Raw genomic sequence first — 14,666 nt, 5'->3', positions numbered from 1 at the left:
TTAACAACGCAACGTAGCCCCCGGCTCAGGCCGGGGGCTTTTTTTGTCCGACGGCGGTTCCCCCTCGCTGCCCCTCGCCAGCCGCGGCTCGCCCGTCGCCGGCCGCTGGTTTCCGGACTGTGGCGCCAAAGCCACAAACGATGGGAAAATTCTTCCTAGTAACCGGCGCTTAATCGCGTTCGCCCACAACAGCCGCATAGCCGAAAGGACACGGTCATGCGGCGCGTTGGTGTGCGTTTTGGATCTTCGCTGAGGGATCGCCCGACTGGGGCGGCCCGCAGCAGCCATGCCGTCGCATTCACTCTTGCCCGGTCGGCAGCGGTCGGCGGACGCGGCGGCGAGCATTCGCCCACCCGGCCCGTCCTTCGGAATGACCGTGGCGTCGACGCCGGCGCCGCGCTCGGCGGAGCTGACTGAGGAAATCCACCGCCCGCGGCGCCAGTGGTGCCGCGGACACCCAATACCAAGCCGCCGGTCTTGCGGACTTCGCCGTCGGCCCGGCCCATTTACTGGAGACTACCATGCGTCGAATCACCCTTGCGCTCCTGGCAACGACCATGATCGCCGGCACCGCCTCCGCCGCGGACCTCAGCTCGCGCCGCTATGCCCCGGTGCAGGCCCCGACTGCCTATGCCTTCAACTGGACCGGCTTCTATCTCGGCGGCAACGTCGGCTACGGCTGGGGCACCAACGACTGGACCGCGCCGTCGTGGTCGGCCGGCAAGCTCAACACCGACTTCGACGGCTTCGTCGGCGGCGGCCAGCTCGGCTTCAATTACCAGATGGGCAACATCGTCCTCGGCCTGCAGGGCGACATCTCCGGCTCCAACCTTGAAGGCAAGGTCTACGGCTTCGACGGCGAAGAGCTGAAGAACGAGGCCACCTGGCTCGCCTCCATCACCGCCCGCGTCGGCTACGCCGTCGACCGCGCCCTGTTCTACGTCAAGGGCGGCGCCGCCTGGACCGACCTCGACAGCACCTTCGTCGACGGCGCCGGCGACGTCTGGAAGAAGAGCAAGACCCGCGACGGCTGGACCGTCGGCGCCGGCGTCGAGTACGCCTTCGCCCCGAACTGGACCACCTTCGTCGAGTACGACTATTACGACTTCGGCAACAAGAACACCGAGTTCGGCGGCGACCTCTACAAGGTCGACACCGACGTCAGCGTCGTGAAGGTCGGCGTCAACTACCGCTTCGGCTACTGAGCCGCGGCTATCGTGGTCAATGGAAGCCCCGGCCCCGGCCGGGGCTTCCACGCCACCGTACGGCAACGGCGGGCCCGCAATCGGGCCAGCGCCTGATTCGGTAGCAAGCCCGTCGCGAGGGACCCCATCCCCGGTCGCGCGCCGCCGCGGCTTTGCCGATTCCGGTGACGCCTGTTCGCACAAACGGAAACCGCATCAGGCGCTTGGAGCGTCCGTCTGGCTCGGCCGGACCGCAGGCCGCTCGCGTTTAACGGGAATTTTCCGCCCCTCCATCCGCGCAGGCGCCGGCGGTCGGGCGCCGGGTCGCCTGTGCTGGCACAGCTTGCCGCCCCGTTGTTATGCAAATTTGCATGCAACCTGTGGATGAGGCCGCATTGTGGCATAGCTGCAACAGCCCGGCCAAAACCGGGGTGCTGCACGATTTCGCCATTTTTTCGGGCAGCGGCGGGTCTAAACGATGGCCTCCACCACAACGGAGACCCAACATGCGTCGTATCGCATTAGCCCTTCTCGCCTCGACCGTTCTCGCCGGCACCGCCTCGGCCGCTGACCTCGCGGCCCGCAAGGCCGCCGCGGCCGCGGCGGCGCCGGTGACCTACGGCACCAACTGGACCGGGTTCTACCTCGGCGGTAACGTCGGCTACGGCTGGGGCACCAACGATTGGACCTTCGACGGCGTCGGCACCGACAACGACTTCGACGGCTTCGTCGGCGGCGGCCAGATCGGCTTCGACTACCAGATCGGCAACATCGTGGTCGGCATCCAGGGTGACATCTCTGGCGCCAACCTCGAGGGCAAGAGCACCATCGGCGGCGTCGAATTCAAGAACGAAGCCACCTGGCTCGCCTCCGTCACCGGCCGCGTCGGCTTCACCGTCGATCGCGCGCTGTTCTACGTGAAGGGCGGCGCCGCCTGGACCGACCTCGACAGCACCGTCTCCGACGGCATTGACTCGGCCAAGAAGAGCGAGACCCGCGACGGCTGGACCGTCGGCGGCGGCATCGAGTACGCCTTCGCTCCGAACTGGTCGACGTTTGTCGAGTACGACTATTACGACTTCGGCGACAAGAACACCATCATCGGCGACGGCCTCGTCAAGATCGACACCGACGTCAGCGTCGTGAAGCTCGGCGTCAACTACCGCTTCGGCGGCGCGGCCGACCCGGTCGTCCGCAAGTATTGATCGACTGCTGTCGCACGTCTTTCGTGTGGCAAGGAACCCCGGCCTCGCGGCCGGGGTTCTTTTTTGCGTTGTCGGCGCCCGCCGCGACCGGCCGCCGCATTTTTGGATGAAACTTAATCGCAACCGGCGCGTTTCCGACGCGAGCTTAACCTGTGGGAGGGTTCCATGAAGCGCGTCGCCATCGCCGTTGCTGTTACCGTCGCGTTCGGCGGCTCCGCCATTGCAGCCGATCTCGGGCGCGCCCCGGTGCCCTATTCGCCCGCCTACGTGCCGTTCAGCTGGACCGGCTTCTACGTCGGCGCCCATCTCGGCGGCGCCTGGAGCGAGAGCGGCTGGGGTGACGACTGGGGCGCAGGCTGGGCCGGCGGCCATGATGCGAGCGGCTTCATCGGCGGCGGCCAGATCGGCTACAATTACCAGTTCGGCCAGTGGGTGGTCGGCGTCGAGGGCGACATGTCGTGGACCGACCTCGGCGGCACCGATTGGGGCGGGATCGGCTGGTCCGGCGGCAGCGACATCAACTGGATCGCCACCCTCACCGGCCGGGTGGGCTACGCCATCGACAACACCCTGATCTATGTGAAGGGCGGCGCCGCCTTCGCCGACGTCGAGCGCTGGGTGGCCTACAACGGCGGCACGGTGTTCAAGGACAGCGACACCCGCACCGGCTGGACCATCGGCGCCGGCGTCGAATGGGCGTTTGCCCAGAACTGGTCGGCCAAGCTCGAATACAACTACCTCGACTTCGGCAGCGACCGCGCCGATTTCACCTATGCCGATACCGCCTACGGCGTCAGCTCCGACCACCAGATTCACGCGGTCAAGCTCGGCATCAACTACCGGTTCTGACAAAGCAGCCGGCCGGCGTTCGGCAAGGCCGCGCGCGGGAGCCCCACGGGCTTCCGCGCCATTTGCGCATGCCGCGACAGCCGCCCCGCCAGAACCCGCGCGCCGCCAGCCGCGCACCCGCCCCCTGCGACGTCCGTCGTCTTTCGTGCACCGCCGTGTTTGGCTATGCGTAAGGCCGAGCGGGGCTGCAACGTCCCCGTCGCAACAAGATCGGGAGAGACGCATGCGGGAGTACGGGCATTTCATCGGCGGCCGCCATGTTCCGGGCAACTCGGGCCGGTTCGGCGAGGTGTTCCAGCCGATGACCGGCGAGGTGATCGCCAAGGTGGCGCTCGCCACCGCCGCCGAGCTGCGCGCCGCGGTCGACAACGCCCTCGCCGCCCAGCCGGCCTGGGCCGCCACCAATCCGCAGCGCCGAGCCCGCGTGCTGATGGAATTCCTGCGGCTGGTGCAGCGCGATTACGACGAGCTTGCCGAGCTGCTCGCCCGCGAGCACGGCAAGACCATCCCGGACGCGCGCGGCGACATCCAGCGCGGCGTCGAGGTCATCGAGTTCTCGACCGGCATTCCGCATTTGATGAAGGGCGAATACACCGACGGCGCCGGCCCCGGCATCGACATCTATTCGATGCGCCAGCCGCTCGGCGTCGTCGCCGGCATCACCCCGTTCAACTTCCCGGCGATGATCCCGATGTGGAAGTTCGGGCCGGCGCTGGCCTGCGGCAACGCCTTCATCCTCAAGCCGTCCGAGCGCGACCCCGGCGTGCCGATGAAGCTCGCCGAGCTTTTGCTTGAGGCCGGGCTGCCGGCCGGCGTGCTCAACGTCGTCAATGGCGACAAGGAGGCGGTCGACGCCATCCTGGACGACCCCGACATCAAGGCGGTCGGCTTCGTCGGCTCGACCCCGATCGCCGAGCACGTCTATTCGCGCGGCTGCGCCGCTGGCAAGCGGGTGCAGTGCTTCGGCGGCGCCAAGAACCACATGATCATCATGCCCGACGCCGACCTCGACCAGGCGGTCGACGCCCTGGTCGGCGCCGGCTACGGCTCGGCCGGCGAGCGCTGCATGGCGATCTCGGTGGCGGTGCCGGTCGGCAAGGCCACCGCCGACCGCCTGATCGAGAAGCTGATTCCCCGCGTCGAGGCGCTGAAGATCGGCCCCTCGACCTCGGCTGATGCCGATCTCGGCCCGCTGGTCACCAAGGCCCACCTGGAGAAGGTGAAGTCCTACGTCGAAATCGGCGTCCAGGAAGGCGCGAGGCTCCTGGTCGACGGCCGCAATTTCACCCTGCAGGGCTATGAGAACGGCTTCTATATGGGCGGTTGCCTGTTCGACGAGGTTACGCCCGACATGCGGATCTATCGGGAAGAGATCTTCGGCCCGGTGCTGTCGGTGGTGCGCGCCAAGGATTACGCCGAGGGCCTGAGGCTCGCCAACGACCACCAATATGGCAACGGCGTCGCCATCTTCACCCGCGACGGCGACGCCGCGCGCGATTTCGCCTCCAAGGTCCAGGTCGGCATGGTCGGCGTCAACGTGCCGATTCCGGTGCCGCTGGCCTATTACACCTTCGGCGGCTGGAAGCGCTCCGGCTTCGGCGACCTCAACCAGCACGGCCCGGATGCGATTCGGTTCTATTCCCGCACCAAGACGGTGACCTCGCGCTGGCCGTCGGGCGTCAAGGACGGCGCCGACTTCGTCATTCCGACAATGACGTGACAATCCACACCGCCGCGGCCACCGCAGCGTATGCAACGGTGGATCGGTGGCCGGAGCCGTTCGTCATTTTTCCGGCAACATGGTAAGAAGACGGACACTGAGTGGCCATCCGGGTGCGCAAACGCCCGCTGGCCTGCCGTCCGGTCGCGCATTTCGTGGTACCGGCAGGCACGCGAGTATGGGGGATTGCATGCAGGCGTTTTCTCGTTTTGCCGTGATTGCCGGCGCTGTGTTTTTGGCCGGATGTGCGACCGACGGGTCGACCTTGCTGAGTTCGACCGACCAGCCGCCGCCGCCCGCGGAAGAGGCGGAGGTGGCGCCGCCGGTCGCCAGCGCCCCGCCGCCGGCCCACAGCACGCCGGCCCGCTCCTCGACCGCCGCCAAGCCGCCGCGCCAGCCGGACAAGGAAAAGAAGGCCGCCAGCAAGCCCGAAACCAAGCAGGCGCCGCCCGCCCAGCAGGCCAGCAAACCGCCGGCGGCCGCGTCCGCTCCGGCGAGTTCGGCCGCCCCGGCGGCAGCAGCGGCGGAGGGCGGCAAGGCATTCAACGGCTCCTGGCAATTCTCCAACGGCCAGAAGGCCTGCATGATGACGCTGTCGGGCAGCGGCGCCAGTGGCACGGTGTCGGCCGGCGGCGAATGCTGGAACGCCTACACCAAGGCCAAGAGCTGGAAACTACAGGGCAACGAGATGGTGCTGACCGATTCCGGCAACCAGCCGATCGCCCGCATGCAGTCGACCGGCGCCACCCGTTACGACGGCTACGGCGCCGACGGCGAGCCGGTGGTGCTGATCCGCTGACGGCCGCGCTTCCAGCCGGCCCCTGACGGCGGGCGCGGCAGATGCGCGCCCCGGCCATCGGGCCGGGGAGCCGTCGTCCAATCGCCGGAACCCGGTCTGCGATCGGGGGGTCGGCAAAGGTGGCTTCGGGATTCCGCAACGGCATTCCGCCGGCCGAACGTTCCGGCCCGGCGCGCCGCCGGCAGCGTCGAGGTCCGAAGCGCTGGCGCGATGATCACCGCAGGAGGCCTCCCGGTTTGACCGCCGTCACCAAGCCGCGCCCCCCCGCCGCCGCCGTGCTCGCGGCCGTGCTGCTCGCCACCGCCGTTGGCGGCTGCGCCATCGAGCACCAGTTGGTGCTCGATTCCTCGACCGCCGAATCGACCGCCACCGCTGCGCCGGTCTCGGCCGCGCCCACCACCCCGGTCAGTTCCAGCGCGCTGCCGCCACCGCCCGGTGCCACCGAATCCGCTGCCCCGCCAGCCAGCCCGCCGCTGACCCCGCCGCTTGATCAGCCGCAGGCGATGGCACCCGCGGCGGCCCCGGCAGCCCCGGCGGACGAGCCGCCGCGCGTTGCCCCCGGCGCCCAGGCCGGCGGGCTCGGCGGACCGTGGACGCTGTCGGCCAACGGCCAGAGCTGCTCGCTCACGCTGCAGGAGCCGCCGTCGTCGCGCGCCGGCTGGGTGCAGGGCGCCACCGCCTGCGGCGGCTTTGCCGAGGCGGCAAGCTGGACGCTGTCCGGCTCGCAATTGCTGATCTACGACCGCAACACTCGGCCGCTTGCCCACCTCACCGCCGCCGGCCCGAGCCGGTTCGAGGGCACCACGACGCAGGGTGCGGCAATTTCTCTCGTGCGCTGACCGCCCCCCAAGGTGAACCAGCGCGTTGTTATCCCGTACAATTAAGATCGAGCTCCCCGCATCTGCCATAGAATTGGCAGGAACACGTTTCGTTGATCGGTCGCGCCTTAGAATTCACTGAAACGTAAATCAGACTACCGGGGAAATTCTAGACCGATCCGGTCTTCAGAATGTCCCTTGAGTGAGGTTGTAATGGTTTTTCGTCTGTTTGGTCTCGCCACCGAATTTGCAACCGCTGCGGTTATTTCGTCGATGGATGCCGCCGTAACGATCGCACACCGTATGCCAATTCTTGCCTCCGGAAACGGCCATGAGGAAGCGGTTCGCATGGTGTCGGAGAAGATCGATGCGGCGGTCCGCGGCAGCCTCGACGCCAGCGTCGCCGCCAGCGCCCTGTTCGGCCGTGCCGCCACCGGCCGGCTGAACGCCGACGAGCTTCCCGAAGGGCTGCTGCGGGTCGGCCAGGCCGCCCTCGCTCCGGCCTACCAGCAGGTGCACGCCAACGCCCGCCGGCTGTCGCGGCGCTGAGACCGACGTCCAGCTGAGCAGCCGCAAATTGCACGCGGCGACATCCGGCGCGACCGCGTCCCGGCCGAGAGCTGCGGAAGCTTGTCGCAGCGAGCCCGCTTGGAGAACGGCTCTTCCCCGCCGCCGAATCACCGCGGCGGGGCTTCGTCTCGGCGAGAGCATTCTCCGCAAACGTGAATGCCGGAATATAGACCAATAATTCAAAGACTTAGAGCGGCCGCTGGTCCAACCAGACCGGCGGCCGCTGTCGTTAACGTGGCATATAGCAGGCAGCGGAATTCTGCCGGGGCGTCAGACCAACGGCCCCGGATGTTGACACATGCGGCCGTTGACCCGGCCCGAACGGCAATCGGACCGAGTCGGTTCGATCTATCAGCGCCGGCGGGCGCGGGCGGCGACCCGGACCGGGATCAGCTCGCCGTCGACCGGCCGGCGAGCGGCGCCGCCGTCACCGCCGCTGCCGGTCGGCAGCAGCATCACCGCCGCACCCATTGCCACGCTCGACAGCGTGACAACGAAGCCGAAGGTGAGCACCGCCAGCGGCAGCAGCGGCGCCTCGGACTGCATGACCAGCGTGCCGAGGCCGTGGGCGTCGACCGCCACCAGGGCGGCGACCAGCGCCACCGCCGCCGCAGCGCCGGCCAGGGCATTGGTCAGGAGGAGTTTCAGCAGATGTCGGGGCACGCCGTGTCTCCTATCGTTCGATTTCACTTCAGACGAAGATAAGTCGCGTATGCCGCCTCCGCCACTGGCCGGCGCCCGCACGTTGCGGTGATCGGCGCCGCAGCCCGTCCGCCGCGATGAGAAAGATCCGCGCATGGTCAGCGCTTCGTTACTGTCCGCCCTCCCCGCCCCGGCCGAACGCGCGCTGTCGCACGCCGGGCTCACCGGCACCCTGACGCTGGCGCCAGGGCTCCACATCGGAACCGCCGCCCTCATTCTCGCCGGCTCCGGCCCGGTCGACCGCGACGGCAATGCGCCCAGCGCCCGCAACGACAGCCTGAAGCTGCTGGCGCACGGGCTCGCCGCGCACGGCCTTGCCACGCTGCGCGTCGACAAGCGCGGCATCGCCGGCAGCGGCGGCGTGGTGCGCGAGGAGGAACTGCGGTTCGAGACCTACGTCGCCGACGCGGTGGCGTGGCTCGACCGGCTTGGTGCGGAGACCGGCGCCGATCGCCTTGCCATCATCGGCCACAGCGAAGGCGCGCTGGTGGCGACGCTGGCCGCCCGCCGCCGCGACCTCGCAGCCCTCGTATTGGTGGCCGGCGCGGGCGAACCGGCGCCGGCAGTGATCGCGCGTCAGCTCGCCGCCGCCAACCTGCCGCCGGAACTGCTGAACGCCTTCCGCGGCATCGCCGAGGCGCTGAGCCGCGGCGATGCGGTGGCGGAGGTGCCGGCCGCACTCGCCCCGCTCTACCGGCCGAGCGTGCAGCCCTATCTGATGTCATGGTTCCCGCTCGATCCCGCCGCCGAACTCGCCAAGGTCGCCTGCGAGGTGCTGATCGTGCAGGGCTCGGCCGACCTCCAGATCGGCGAGGCCGACGCCCGCCGGCTCGCCGCCGCCAACCCGGCCGCGCAGCTGGTGGTGATTCCCGGCATGAACCACGTGCTGAAGGCAGCGCCGGGCGAGCGCGCCGCCAACCTCGCCACCTATGGCGATCCCGCGCTGCCGCTGGCGCCAGGGCTTGTCGAGGCGATCGCCCGCTTCTTGCGCGGCGGGTGAGCGGAAATCCGGAACCTCGACCGGTCGTCCCCGGCGAGCATGGCGAAGCCATGCGAGAACAGGGGGTTCGGTCGTCCCCCGGCGATAGCCTTCTTCGGTCGCCAAGGGACGCCCGATCGAGGGTCTGGCGCGTGGCGGAATACGCTGACGCTATTCCGCCACGCGCGTCCGCTCACCCCTTCGCGAGCTTGGCCGCCACCCGCGGGGCGAAATAGGTCAGGATGCCGTCGGCGCCGGCGCGCTTGAAGCAGAGCAGGCTTTCCATCATCGCCTTCTCGCCGTCGAGCCAGCCGTTCTGCACCGCGGCCATGATCATCGCGTACTCGCCCGACACCTGGTAGGCGTAGGTCGGCAGGCGGAAGGTCTCCTTCAGCCGCCACACGATGTCGAGATAGGGCATGCCGGGCTTCACCATCACCATGTCGGCGCCCTCGACCACGTCGAGCTCGGTCTCCTTGAGCGCTTCGTTGCCGTTGCCGGGGTCCATCTGGTAGGTGCGCTTGTCGCCGGTCAGCGCCGCGGTCGAGCCCACCGCATCGCGGAACGGGCCATAGAACGCCGAGGCATACTTGGCCGAATAGGCCATGATCGAGACGTCCTGGAAGCCGTTGGCGTCGAGCGCGGTGCGGATGGCGCCGATGCGGCCGTCCATCATGTCGGACGGCGCGATGATGTCGGCGCCGGCCTCGGCCTGGGCCAGCGACTGCCGAACCAGCATGTCGACGGTCTCGTCGTTGAGGATGACGCCGTCCTCGATCAGCCCGTCATGGCCGTGGCTGGTGTAGGGGTCGAGCGCGACGTCGGCCAGGAGGCCGATCTCGGGCACCGCCGCCTTGATGGCGCGCATCGCGGTGTTGACGAGGTTGTTCGGGTTGAGCGCCTCGGTGGCGGCCTCGTTGCGCCGGGCCGGGTCGGTGTAGGGGAACAGCGACAGCACCGGAATCTTCAAGGCCGCGGCCTGCTCGGCCGCCTTCACCGCCTCGTCGACGCTGAGGCGCTCGACCCCCGGCATCGAGGCCACCGGCACCCGGGTCTTCTCGCCGTCGACGATGAAGATCGGCCAGATCAGATCGTCGACCGTGAGCGTGTTCTCGCGCACCAGCCGGCGCGCCCAATCGGTGCGGCGGGTGCGTCGCGGCCGGTGGACCAGATCGAGGGTCGGCGCGGTGTGGCCGGCCGGCGCTTCGAGCGGGAAGAGGTTGGCGGGTTCGATCGGGCGGCCGTATTTGATGGCCATGGCGACGCCTCCGGAACACAGGAAAAGTGCGGCACGCCTTAGCACCGCAGGGCGGCCCCGGCCACAGCAAATCCCCACCCGCACTTGGCGTTTCCGCCTGCAACCAATGTCGCGTTGACGGTTGCGCTCCGGCCTCGTTAGATCGCAGTCAACGGGAGGACCGGCGCACCCAAGCTCCGGCAAAACAACGAGAAAATTCAAGATGGACTTCGCCCTCACCGCCGACGAGCGGGCGATAAGCGAGGCGGCGCGCGATTTTGCCCGCCACGAGATGGCCCCCAACGCCAAGGCCTGGGACGAGGCCGAGACCTTCCCGATCGACACCCTGCGACACGCCGCCGCGCTCGGCTTTGCCGGCATCTATGTCCGGGACGACGTCGGCGGCTCCGGCCTTTCTCGCTTCGAGGCCGCGCTGGTGTTCGAGGAGCTGGCGCAAGGCTGCGTCTCCACCGCCGCGTTCCTGTCGATCCACAACATGGCGTCCTGGATGATCGACGCCTTCGGCTCGGACGCGTTGCGCCAGCGCTATCTGCCGAGCCTGTGCACCATGGACAGGATAGCGAGCTATTGCCTGACCGAGCCCGGCGCGGGGTCGGATGCCGCGTCCTTGCGCACCCGCGCCCGCCGTGACGGCGATAGCTGGGTGCTCGACGGCGACAAGGCCTTCATCTCCGGCGGCGGAGTGTCGGACGTCTATGTGGTGATGGCCCGCACCGGCGAGGCTGGCCCGCGCGGCATCTCCTGCTTCGTGGTCGAGACCGGCACGCCGGGCCTCAGCTTCGGCGCCAAGGAAAAGAAGCTCGGCTGGAAGACCCAGCCCACCGCGGCGGTGCATTTCGAGGCCTGCCGCATTCCGGCCGGCAACCTAGTCGGGCCTGAGGGCCATGGCTTCAAGATCGCCATGGCCGGGCTCGACGGCGGACGGCTCAACATCGCCGCCTGCTCGCTGGGCGGGGCGCAATTCTGCCTCGATCAGACCGTCGGCTACATGCGCCAGAGAAAGCAGTTCGGCCAGCCGATCGCCGAGTTCCAGGCGCTGCGCTTCCGCGTCGCCGACTACGCCACCGAGCTGGAGGCGGCGCGCCTGTTGCTGCGCCGGGCGGCGAAAGCGGTCGCCGACCGCGAGGCGGGCGCCACCCAGCTTGCCGCCATGGCCAAGCGGCTGGCCACCGACGTCGCCTTCCAGGTGGTCGACGGCTGCCTGCAGCTCCATGGCGGCTATGGCTACTTGCGCGATTTCCCGATCGAGCGGGTGCTGCGCGACCTGCGGGTCCACCGCATCCTGGAGGGCACCAACGAGATCATGCGGCTGATCGTCAGCCGCGGTATATTCGACGCTTGAGGGGCTCTCAGGGAGGCGGCGATGGACGACGTCGCGAACAAGGCGCCGAAGCTCGGAAAGGCCACGGTGCGCTACGAGGACGACACCTATAGCTGGGCGTTCGAGCAGGCGGCATTGCTGCGCGCCGGCAAATGGTCCGAGCTCGACATCGCACACCTCGCCGACGAGATCGAGGACGTGGGCAAATCAGAAAAGTGGAAGCTGGAAAGCGCCTTGCGGCTGGTGCTGATGCACCTGTTGAAATGGGATTTCCAGCCCGAGAAGCGCACCCGCAGCTGGACCCTCAGCATTGCCGTCCACCGCAAGAACGAGGCCAGGGTGCTCCGGGAAAATCCGGGCCTGAAAGGCGTGCTGGCGGAGGTGCTGGCCGACGCCTACGAAACTGCCCGGCTCGAAGCGTCCGGCGAGACCGACCTCGACCTTTCCGTCTTCCCCGAGGTTTGCCCCTACGACCTCGACGCCATCATGACCCGGCCGGTCGAGTGGCCGGCGGCCGACTGACCATGCAACAGCCGGCTGAGACAGCAGTTCATTCAAGGATTAAGACAGCCGGCATGGATTGTGAAATTCTATTCGAGCAGCGCGGCGCCGCCGGCATCGTCACGCTCAACCGTCCCAAGGCGCTCAACGCCCTCACCCACGCCATGGCGCTGGCGCTGTCCCGCCAGCTCGACGCCTGGGCCGAGGACCGCACCGTCAGCTGCGTGGTGGTGAAGGCGGCCGGCGAGCGCGCCTTCTCGGCCGGCGGCGACGTCCGCAAGCTCTACGACCTCGGCCGCGCCGAGAAGTTCGACGAGCAGCGCGCGTTCTGGCACGACGAATACCTGCTCAACGCCAAGATCAAGGCCTACCCCAAGCCCTACGTCGCGCTGGTCGACGGCATCGTGATGGGCGGCGGCGTCGGCATCTCGATCCACGGCAGCCACTGCATCGCCGGCGACCGCTTCCTGTTCGCCATGCCGGAGGTCGGCATCGGCCTGTTTCCCGACGTCGGCGCCACCTACGCCCTGCCCCGCCTGCCGGACGCGGTCGGCAGCTATCTCGCCCTCACCGGCACCCGCATCGGCCGCGCCGACGCCGCCGCGGTCGGCCTGGTGCGCGCGGCGGTGTGGTCGGACGACTTCCCCGCCCTGATCGACGACCTCGCGAGCGGCGAGGACGCCGACGCCGTGGTGGCGGGCTGGACCATGGCGCCCGAGCCGGCGCCGCTCGATGAATTGCGGCCGCTGATCCGGGCCTGGTTTGCCGGCGACAGCGTCGAGGACATCCTGGCGCGGCTCGACCTGGCCGGCGCGCCCGGACCCGAGCTCGCCGCCGCCATCCGCACCAAATCGCCGACCAGCCTCAAGATCGCCTTCGCCCAGATGCAGCGTGGCGGCGCGCTGTCGTTCGCGGAGGCGATGCGGACCGAGTACCGCATTGTCACCCGGGTCGCCCGCGGCCACGACTTCTATGAGGGCGTGCGCGCGTTGATCGTCGACAAGGACAACGCGCCGCGCTGGAGCCCCGCCACCCTCGACGCCGTGCCGCCCGCGGACATCGAGCGCCACTTCGCCCCCCTCGACGACGAGCTGCCACTATGAGCGATATTCCGATCCACGACCCGCCGATCCAGATCGACAAGCTAGAGGAAAAGGGCGTGTGGGCGCGCCGGCTGACGCTATTCGTGCGCGCCGTGGCGGTGCTGGTGCTGCTGAAGGGCCTGTTCCACTGGTCGCTGCTGTGCGGGGTCGGCGACGGCTCCGGCACCCGGTTCGAGATCATGTCGCCGGCCTGGCAGATCGCCACCATCTTCTTCGCGGTGATCGACGTGGTGGCCGGCGTCGGGCTGTGGCTGCTGGCGGCGTGGGGCGCCGCGGTGTGGCTGATCGGCGGGCTGACCCAGGTGGTGATCGACATCTGGTTTCCCGACGTCTACGGCGGCGTGGTGCCGCTCACGGTGTTCTATGTGCTGCTGCTGGGCAGCTACGTGGTGCTGCGGGTCCAGGCGTTGCGCGAGAAGCCGGACCGCTGACGCGGTGTCCACGACCGTGGCCGCCGGTTTTGCGACCGCGCATGCGAGGACACGAGGGTATCTGGCATCCGCCCGATCGCGCCGAACCGGCGGATGCTCGAATGCGGCTGCCCGGCTCGTGACATCATTGATTTCAAGGACGAAAATCTGCGAGCTTCAGCAGCCCCATGCGTCAGCATCCGGGGCCGTCGATACAATGGTCAAGAAAACGGAAAATCCGTTCACGGGAGGAACGTGCGATGGCGAATATCGGGTTTATCGGGCTCGGCAACATGGGCGGGCCGATGGCGGCCAACCTCATCAAGGCCGGCCACCGCGTCACCGGCTTCGACCCGGCGCCGGCGGCGGTCGAGCGCTTCGCCGCGGCCGGCGGCATCAAGGCGGCGCAGGCGGCGGACGTCGCCGCCGGGGCCGAGGTGGTGGTGACCATGCTGCCGTCCGGCCGCCAAGTGCGCGAGGTCTATCTCGGCCCGGCCGGGGTGATCGCCGCGGCGGCGCCCAGCACCCTTTTGATCGATTCCTCCACCATCGACGTCGATTGCGCCCGCGCCGTCGCCGCGGCAGCGGAGACCGCGGGCCTTGCCATGCTCGACGCCCCGGTGTCCGGCGGCGTCGGCGGCGCCACCGCCGCCACCCTCACCTTCATGGTCGGCGGGCTTGAGGCCGCCTTCGCCCGCGCCGAGCCGATCCTGCAGGCGATGGGCAAGACCATCGTCCACGCCGGCGGCGCCGGCACCGGCCAGGCCGCCAAAATCTGCAACAACATGATCCTCGGCATCTCGATGATCGCGGTGTCGGAGGCGTTCGTGCTGGCCGAGAAGCTCGGGCTCGACGCCGGCAAGCTGTTCGACATCTCCTCGAAATCGTCCGGCCAGTGCTGGTCGCTGACCAGCTATTGCCCGGTGCCGGGGCCGGTGCCGACCTCGCCCGCCAACCGCGACTATGCCGCCGGCTTCGCCGCCGCGATGATGCTGAAGGACCTGAAGCTGGCCCAGGACGCCGCCGCCAGCGCCGGCGCTGCGACCCCGCTCGGCGCCAGCGCCGCCCAGCTCTACGCCCTCTATTGCGCCAGCGGCGAAGGCGGTCGCGACTTCTCCGGCATCGTCCGCTTCCTGCGCGGTCGCTGACCACCGATCCCGCAAATTGCGATGGCGGTATCAACCTTGTGTCAAGGCTGACGAGGTTCACAGACGATTCACGGTATTCTTTAAGGCGAACCTTAGTGG

Annotated in this window: 15 protein-coding genes; 13 read left to right on the top strand and 2 right to left on the bottom strand. The window is 68.7% G+C overall.

From position 1 onward, the window contains the following. Positions 1–521 precede the first annotated feature (521 nt). The 7 genes from BVIR_RS04115 to BVIR_RS04085 all read left to right on the top strand — a co-directional run bounded on the left by BVIR_RS04115 (position 522) and on the right by BVIR_RS04085 (position 7,124). Complete coding sequence (locus BVIR_RS04115) at positions 522–1,205, top strand: outer membrane protein (protein WP_060832925.1); 684 nt, start codon at positions 522–524, stop codon at positions 1,203–1,205. Between the two features lie 485 nt (positions 1,206–1,690). Continuing rightward, on the top strand, positions 1,691–2,389 hold the full coding sequence (locus BVIR_RS04110; protein WP_055036555.1) for an outer membrane protein: 699 nt from the start codon (positions 1,691–1,693) through the stop codon (positions 2,387–2,389). 165 nt (positions 2,390–2,554) lie between these two features. Further along, entirely contained in the window at positions 2,555–3,238 is a 684-nt protein-coding gene (locus BVIR_RS04105) for an outer membrane protein (protein WP_055036554.1), read from the top strand. 223 nt (positions 3,239–3,461) lie between these two features. Next, the gene (locus tag BVIR_RS04100; RefSeq protein WP_055036553.1) at positions 3,462–4,958 is read left to right on the top strand and encodes a CoA-acylating methylmalonate-semialdehyde dehydrogenase; all 1,497 of its coding nucleotides are present in this window, start codon (positions 3,462–3,464) and stop codon (positions 4,956–4,958) included. A 265-nt stretch (positions 4,959–5,223) separates the two neighbouring features. Further along, the gene (locus tag BVIR_RS04095; protein WP_145911869.1) at positions 5,224–5,757 is read left to right on the top strand and encodes an AprI/Inh family metalloprotease inhibitor; all 534 of its coding nucleotides are present in this window, start codon (positions 5,224–5,226) and stop codon (positions 5,755–5,757) included. Between the two features lie 236 nt (positions 5,758–5,993). After that, positions 5,994–6,596: an AprI/Inh family metalloprotease inhibitor gene (locus BVIR_RS04090; protein WP_055036551.1), complete on the top strand. Its 603-nt coding sequence runs from the start codon at positions 5,994–5,996 to the stop codon at positions 6,594–6,596. A gap of 282 nt (positions 6,597–6,878) precedes the next feature. Then, complete coding sequence (locus tag BVIR_RS04085) at positions 6,879–7,124, top strand: hypothetical protein (protein ID WP_060832926.1); 246 nt, start codon at positions 6,879–6,881, stop codon at positions 7,122–7,124. Positions 7,125–7,496: 372 nt separating this feature from the next. Here the strand turns inward: BVIR_RS04085 and BVIR_RS04080 are convergent, their stop codons facing one another. After that, entirely contained in the window at positions 7,497–7,808 is a 312-nt protein-coding gene (locus BVIR_RS04080; RefSeq protein WP_055036549.1) for a hypothetical protein, read from the bottom strand. 133 nt (positions 7,809–7,941) lie between these two features. Here BVIR_RS04080 and BVIR_RS04075 point away from each other — a divergent pair, with 133 nt between their 5' ends. Then, the gene (locus BVIR_RS04075; protein ID WP_055036548.1) at positions 7,942–8,847 is read left to right on the top strand and encodes an alpha/beta hydrolase; all 906 of its coding nucleotides are present in this window, start codon (positions 7,942–7,944) and stop codon (positions 8,845–8,847) included. Positions 8,848–9,019: 172 nt separating this feature from the next. Here the strand turns inward: BVIR_RS04075 and hemB are convergent, their stop codons facing one another. Then, the gene (gene hemB, locus BVIR_RS04070) at positions 9,020–10,084 is read right to left on the bottom strand and encodes a porphobilinogen synthase (protein ID WP_055036547.1); all 1,065 of its coding nucleotides are present in this window, start codon (positions 10,082–10,084) and stop codon (positions 9,020–9,022) included. Positions 10,085–10,286: 202 nt separating this feature from the next. On the opposite strand from hemB, the gene BVIR_RS04065 reads away from it, so the two are divergent. From BVIR_RS04065 to mmsB, 5 genes are all read left to right on the top strand, one after another. Next, the gene (locus tag BVIR_RS04065; RefSeq protein WP_055036546.1) at positions 10,287–11,426 is read left to right on the top strand and encodes an acyl-CoA dehydrogenase family protein; all 1,140 of its coding nucleotides are present in this window, start codon (positions 10,287–10,289) and stop codon (positions 11,424–11,426) included. Positions 11,427–11,447: 21 nt separating this feature from the next. Next, positions 11,448–11,927, top strand: a complete 480-nt coding sequence (locus tag BVIR_RS04060) for a DUF29 domain-containing protein (protein ID WP_055036545.1) — start codon at positions 11,448–11,450, stop codon at positions 11,925–11,927. A 53-nt stretch (positions 11,928–11,980) separates the two neighbouring features. Further along, entirely contained in the window at positions 11,981–13,009 is a 1,029-nt protein-coding gene (locus BVIR_RS04055; RefSeq protein WP_055036544.1) for an enoyl-CoA hydratase/isomerase family protein, read from the top strand. Further along, on the top strand, positions 13,006–13,440 hold the full coding sequence (locus BVIR_RS04050) for a DUF6163 family protein (RefSeq protein WP_055036543.1): 435 nt from the start codon (positions 13,006–13,008) through the stop codon (positions 13,438–13,440). Before BVIR_RS04055 ends, BVIR_RS04050 begins: the two co-directional genes overlap by 4 nt. 167 nt (positions 13,441–13,607) lie before the next feature. Next, on the top strand, positions 13,608–14,567 hold the full coding sequence (gene mmsB, locus BVIR_RS04045) for a 3-hydroxyisobutyrate dehydrogenase (RefSeq protein ID WP_417852041.1): 960 nt from the start codon (positions 13,608–13,610) through the stop codon (positions 14,565–14,567). Positions 14,568–14,666: the final 99 nt, after the last annotated feature.

Source organism: Blastochloris viridis, from assembly GCF_001402875.1.
GTDB classification, from domain to species: domain Bacteria; phylum Pseudomonadota; class Alphaproteobacteria; order Rhizobiales; family Xanthobacteraceae; genus Blastochloris; species Blastochloris viridis.
The sequence above is the reverse complement of the archived record's forward strand: the minus strand, read 5'-3'. Positions and strand labels throughout refer to the sequence as shown.

What these genes read in the sequence shown, in the direction of transcription:
- BVIR_RS04115 (WP_060832925.1), top strand. Translation starts at nt 522, where the DNA reads ATGCGTCGAATCACCCTTGCGCTCCTGGCAACGACCATGATCGCCGGC.
- BVIR_RS04110 (WP_055036555.1), top strand. Translation starts at nt 1,691, where the DNA reads ATGCGTCGTATCGCATTAGCCCTTCTCGCCTCGACCGTTCTCGCCGGC.
- BVIR_RS04105 (WP_055036554.1), top strand. Translation starts at nt 2,555, where the DNA reads ATGAAGCGCGTCGCCATCGCCGTTGCTGTTACCGTCGCGTTCGGCGGC.
- BVIR_RS04100 (WP_055036553.1), top strand. Translation starts at nt 3,462, where the DNA reads ATGCGGGAGTACGGGCATTTCATCGGCGGCCGCCATGTTCCGGGCAAC.
- BVIR_RS04085 (WP_060832926.1), top strand. Translation starts at nt 6,879, where the DNA reads ATGCCAATTCTTGCCTCCGGAAACGGCCATGAGGAAGCGGTTCGCATG.
- BVIR_RS04075 (WP_055036548.1), top strand. Translation starts at nt 7,942, where the DNA reads ATGGTCAGCGCTTCGTTACTGTCCGCCCTCCCCGCCCCGGCCGAACGC.
- hemB (WP_055036547.1), bottom strand. Translation starts at nt 10,084, where the DNA reads ATGGCCATCAAATACGGCCGCCCGATCGAACCCGCCAACCTCTTCCCG.
- BVIR_RS04065 (WP_055036546.1), top strand. Translation starts at nt 10,287, where the DNA reads ATGGACTTCGCCCTCACCGCCGACGAGCGGGCGATAAGCGAGGCGGCG.
- BVIR_RS04060 (WP_055036545.1), top strand. Translation starts at nt 11,448, where the DNA reads ATGGACGACGTCGCGAACAAGGCGCCGAAGCTCGGAAAGGCCACGGTG.
- BVIR_RS04055 (WP_055036544.1), top strand. Translation starts at nt 11,981, where the DNA reads ATGGATTGTGAAATTCTATTCGAGCAGCGCGGCGCCGCCGGCATCGTC.
- BVIR_RS04050 (WP_055036543.1), top strand. Translation starts at nt 13,006, where the DNA reads ATGAGCGATATTCCGATCCACGACCCGCCGATCCAGATCGACAAGCTA.
- mmsB (WP_417852041.1), top strand. Translation starts at nt 13,608, where the DNA reads ATGCGTCAGCATCCGGGGCCGTCGATACAATGGTCAAGAAAACGGAAA.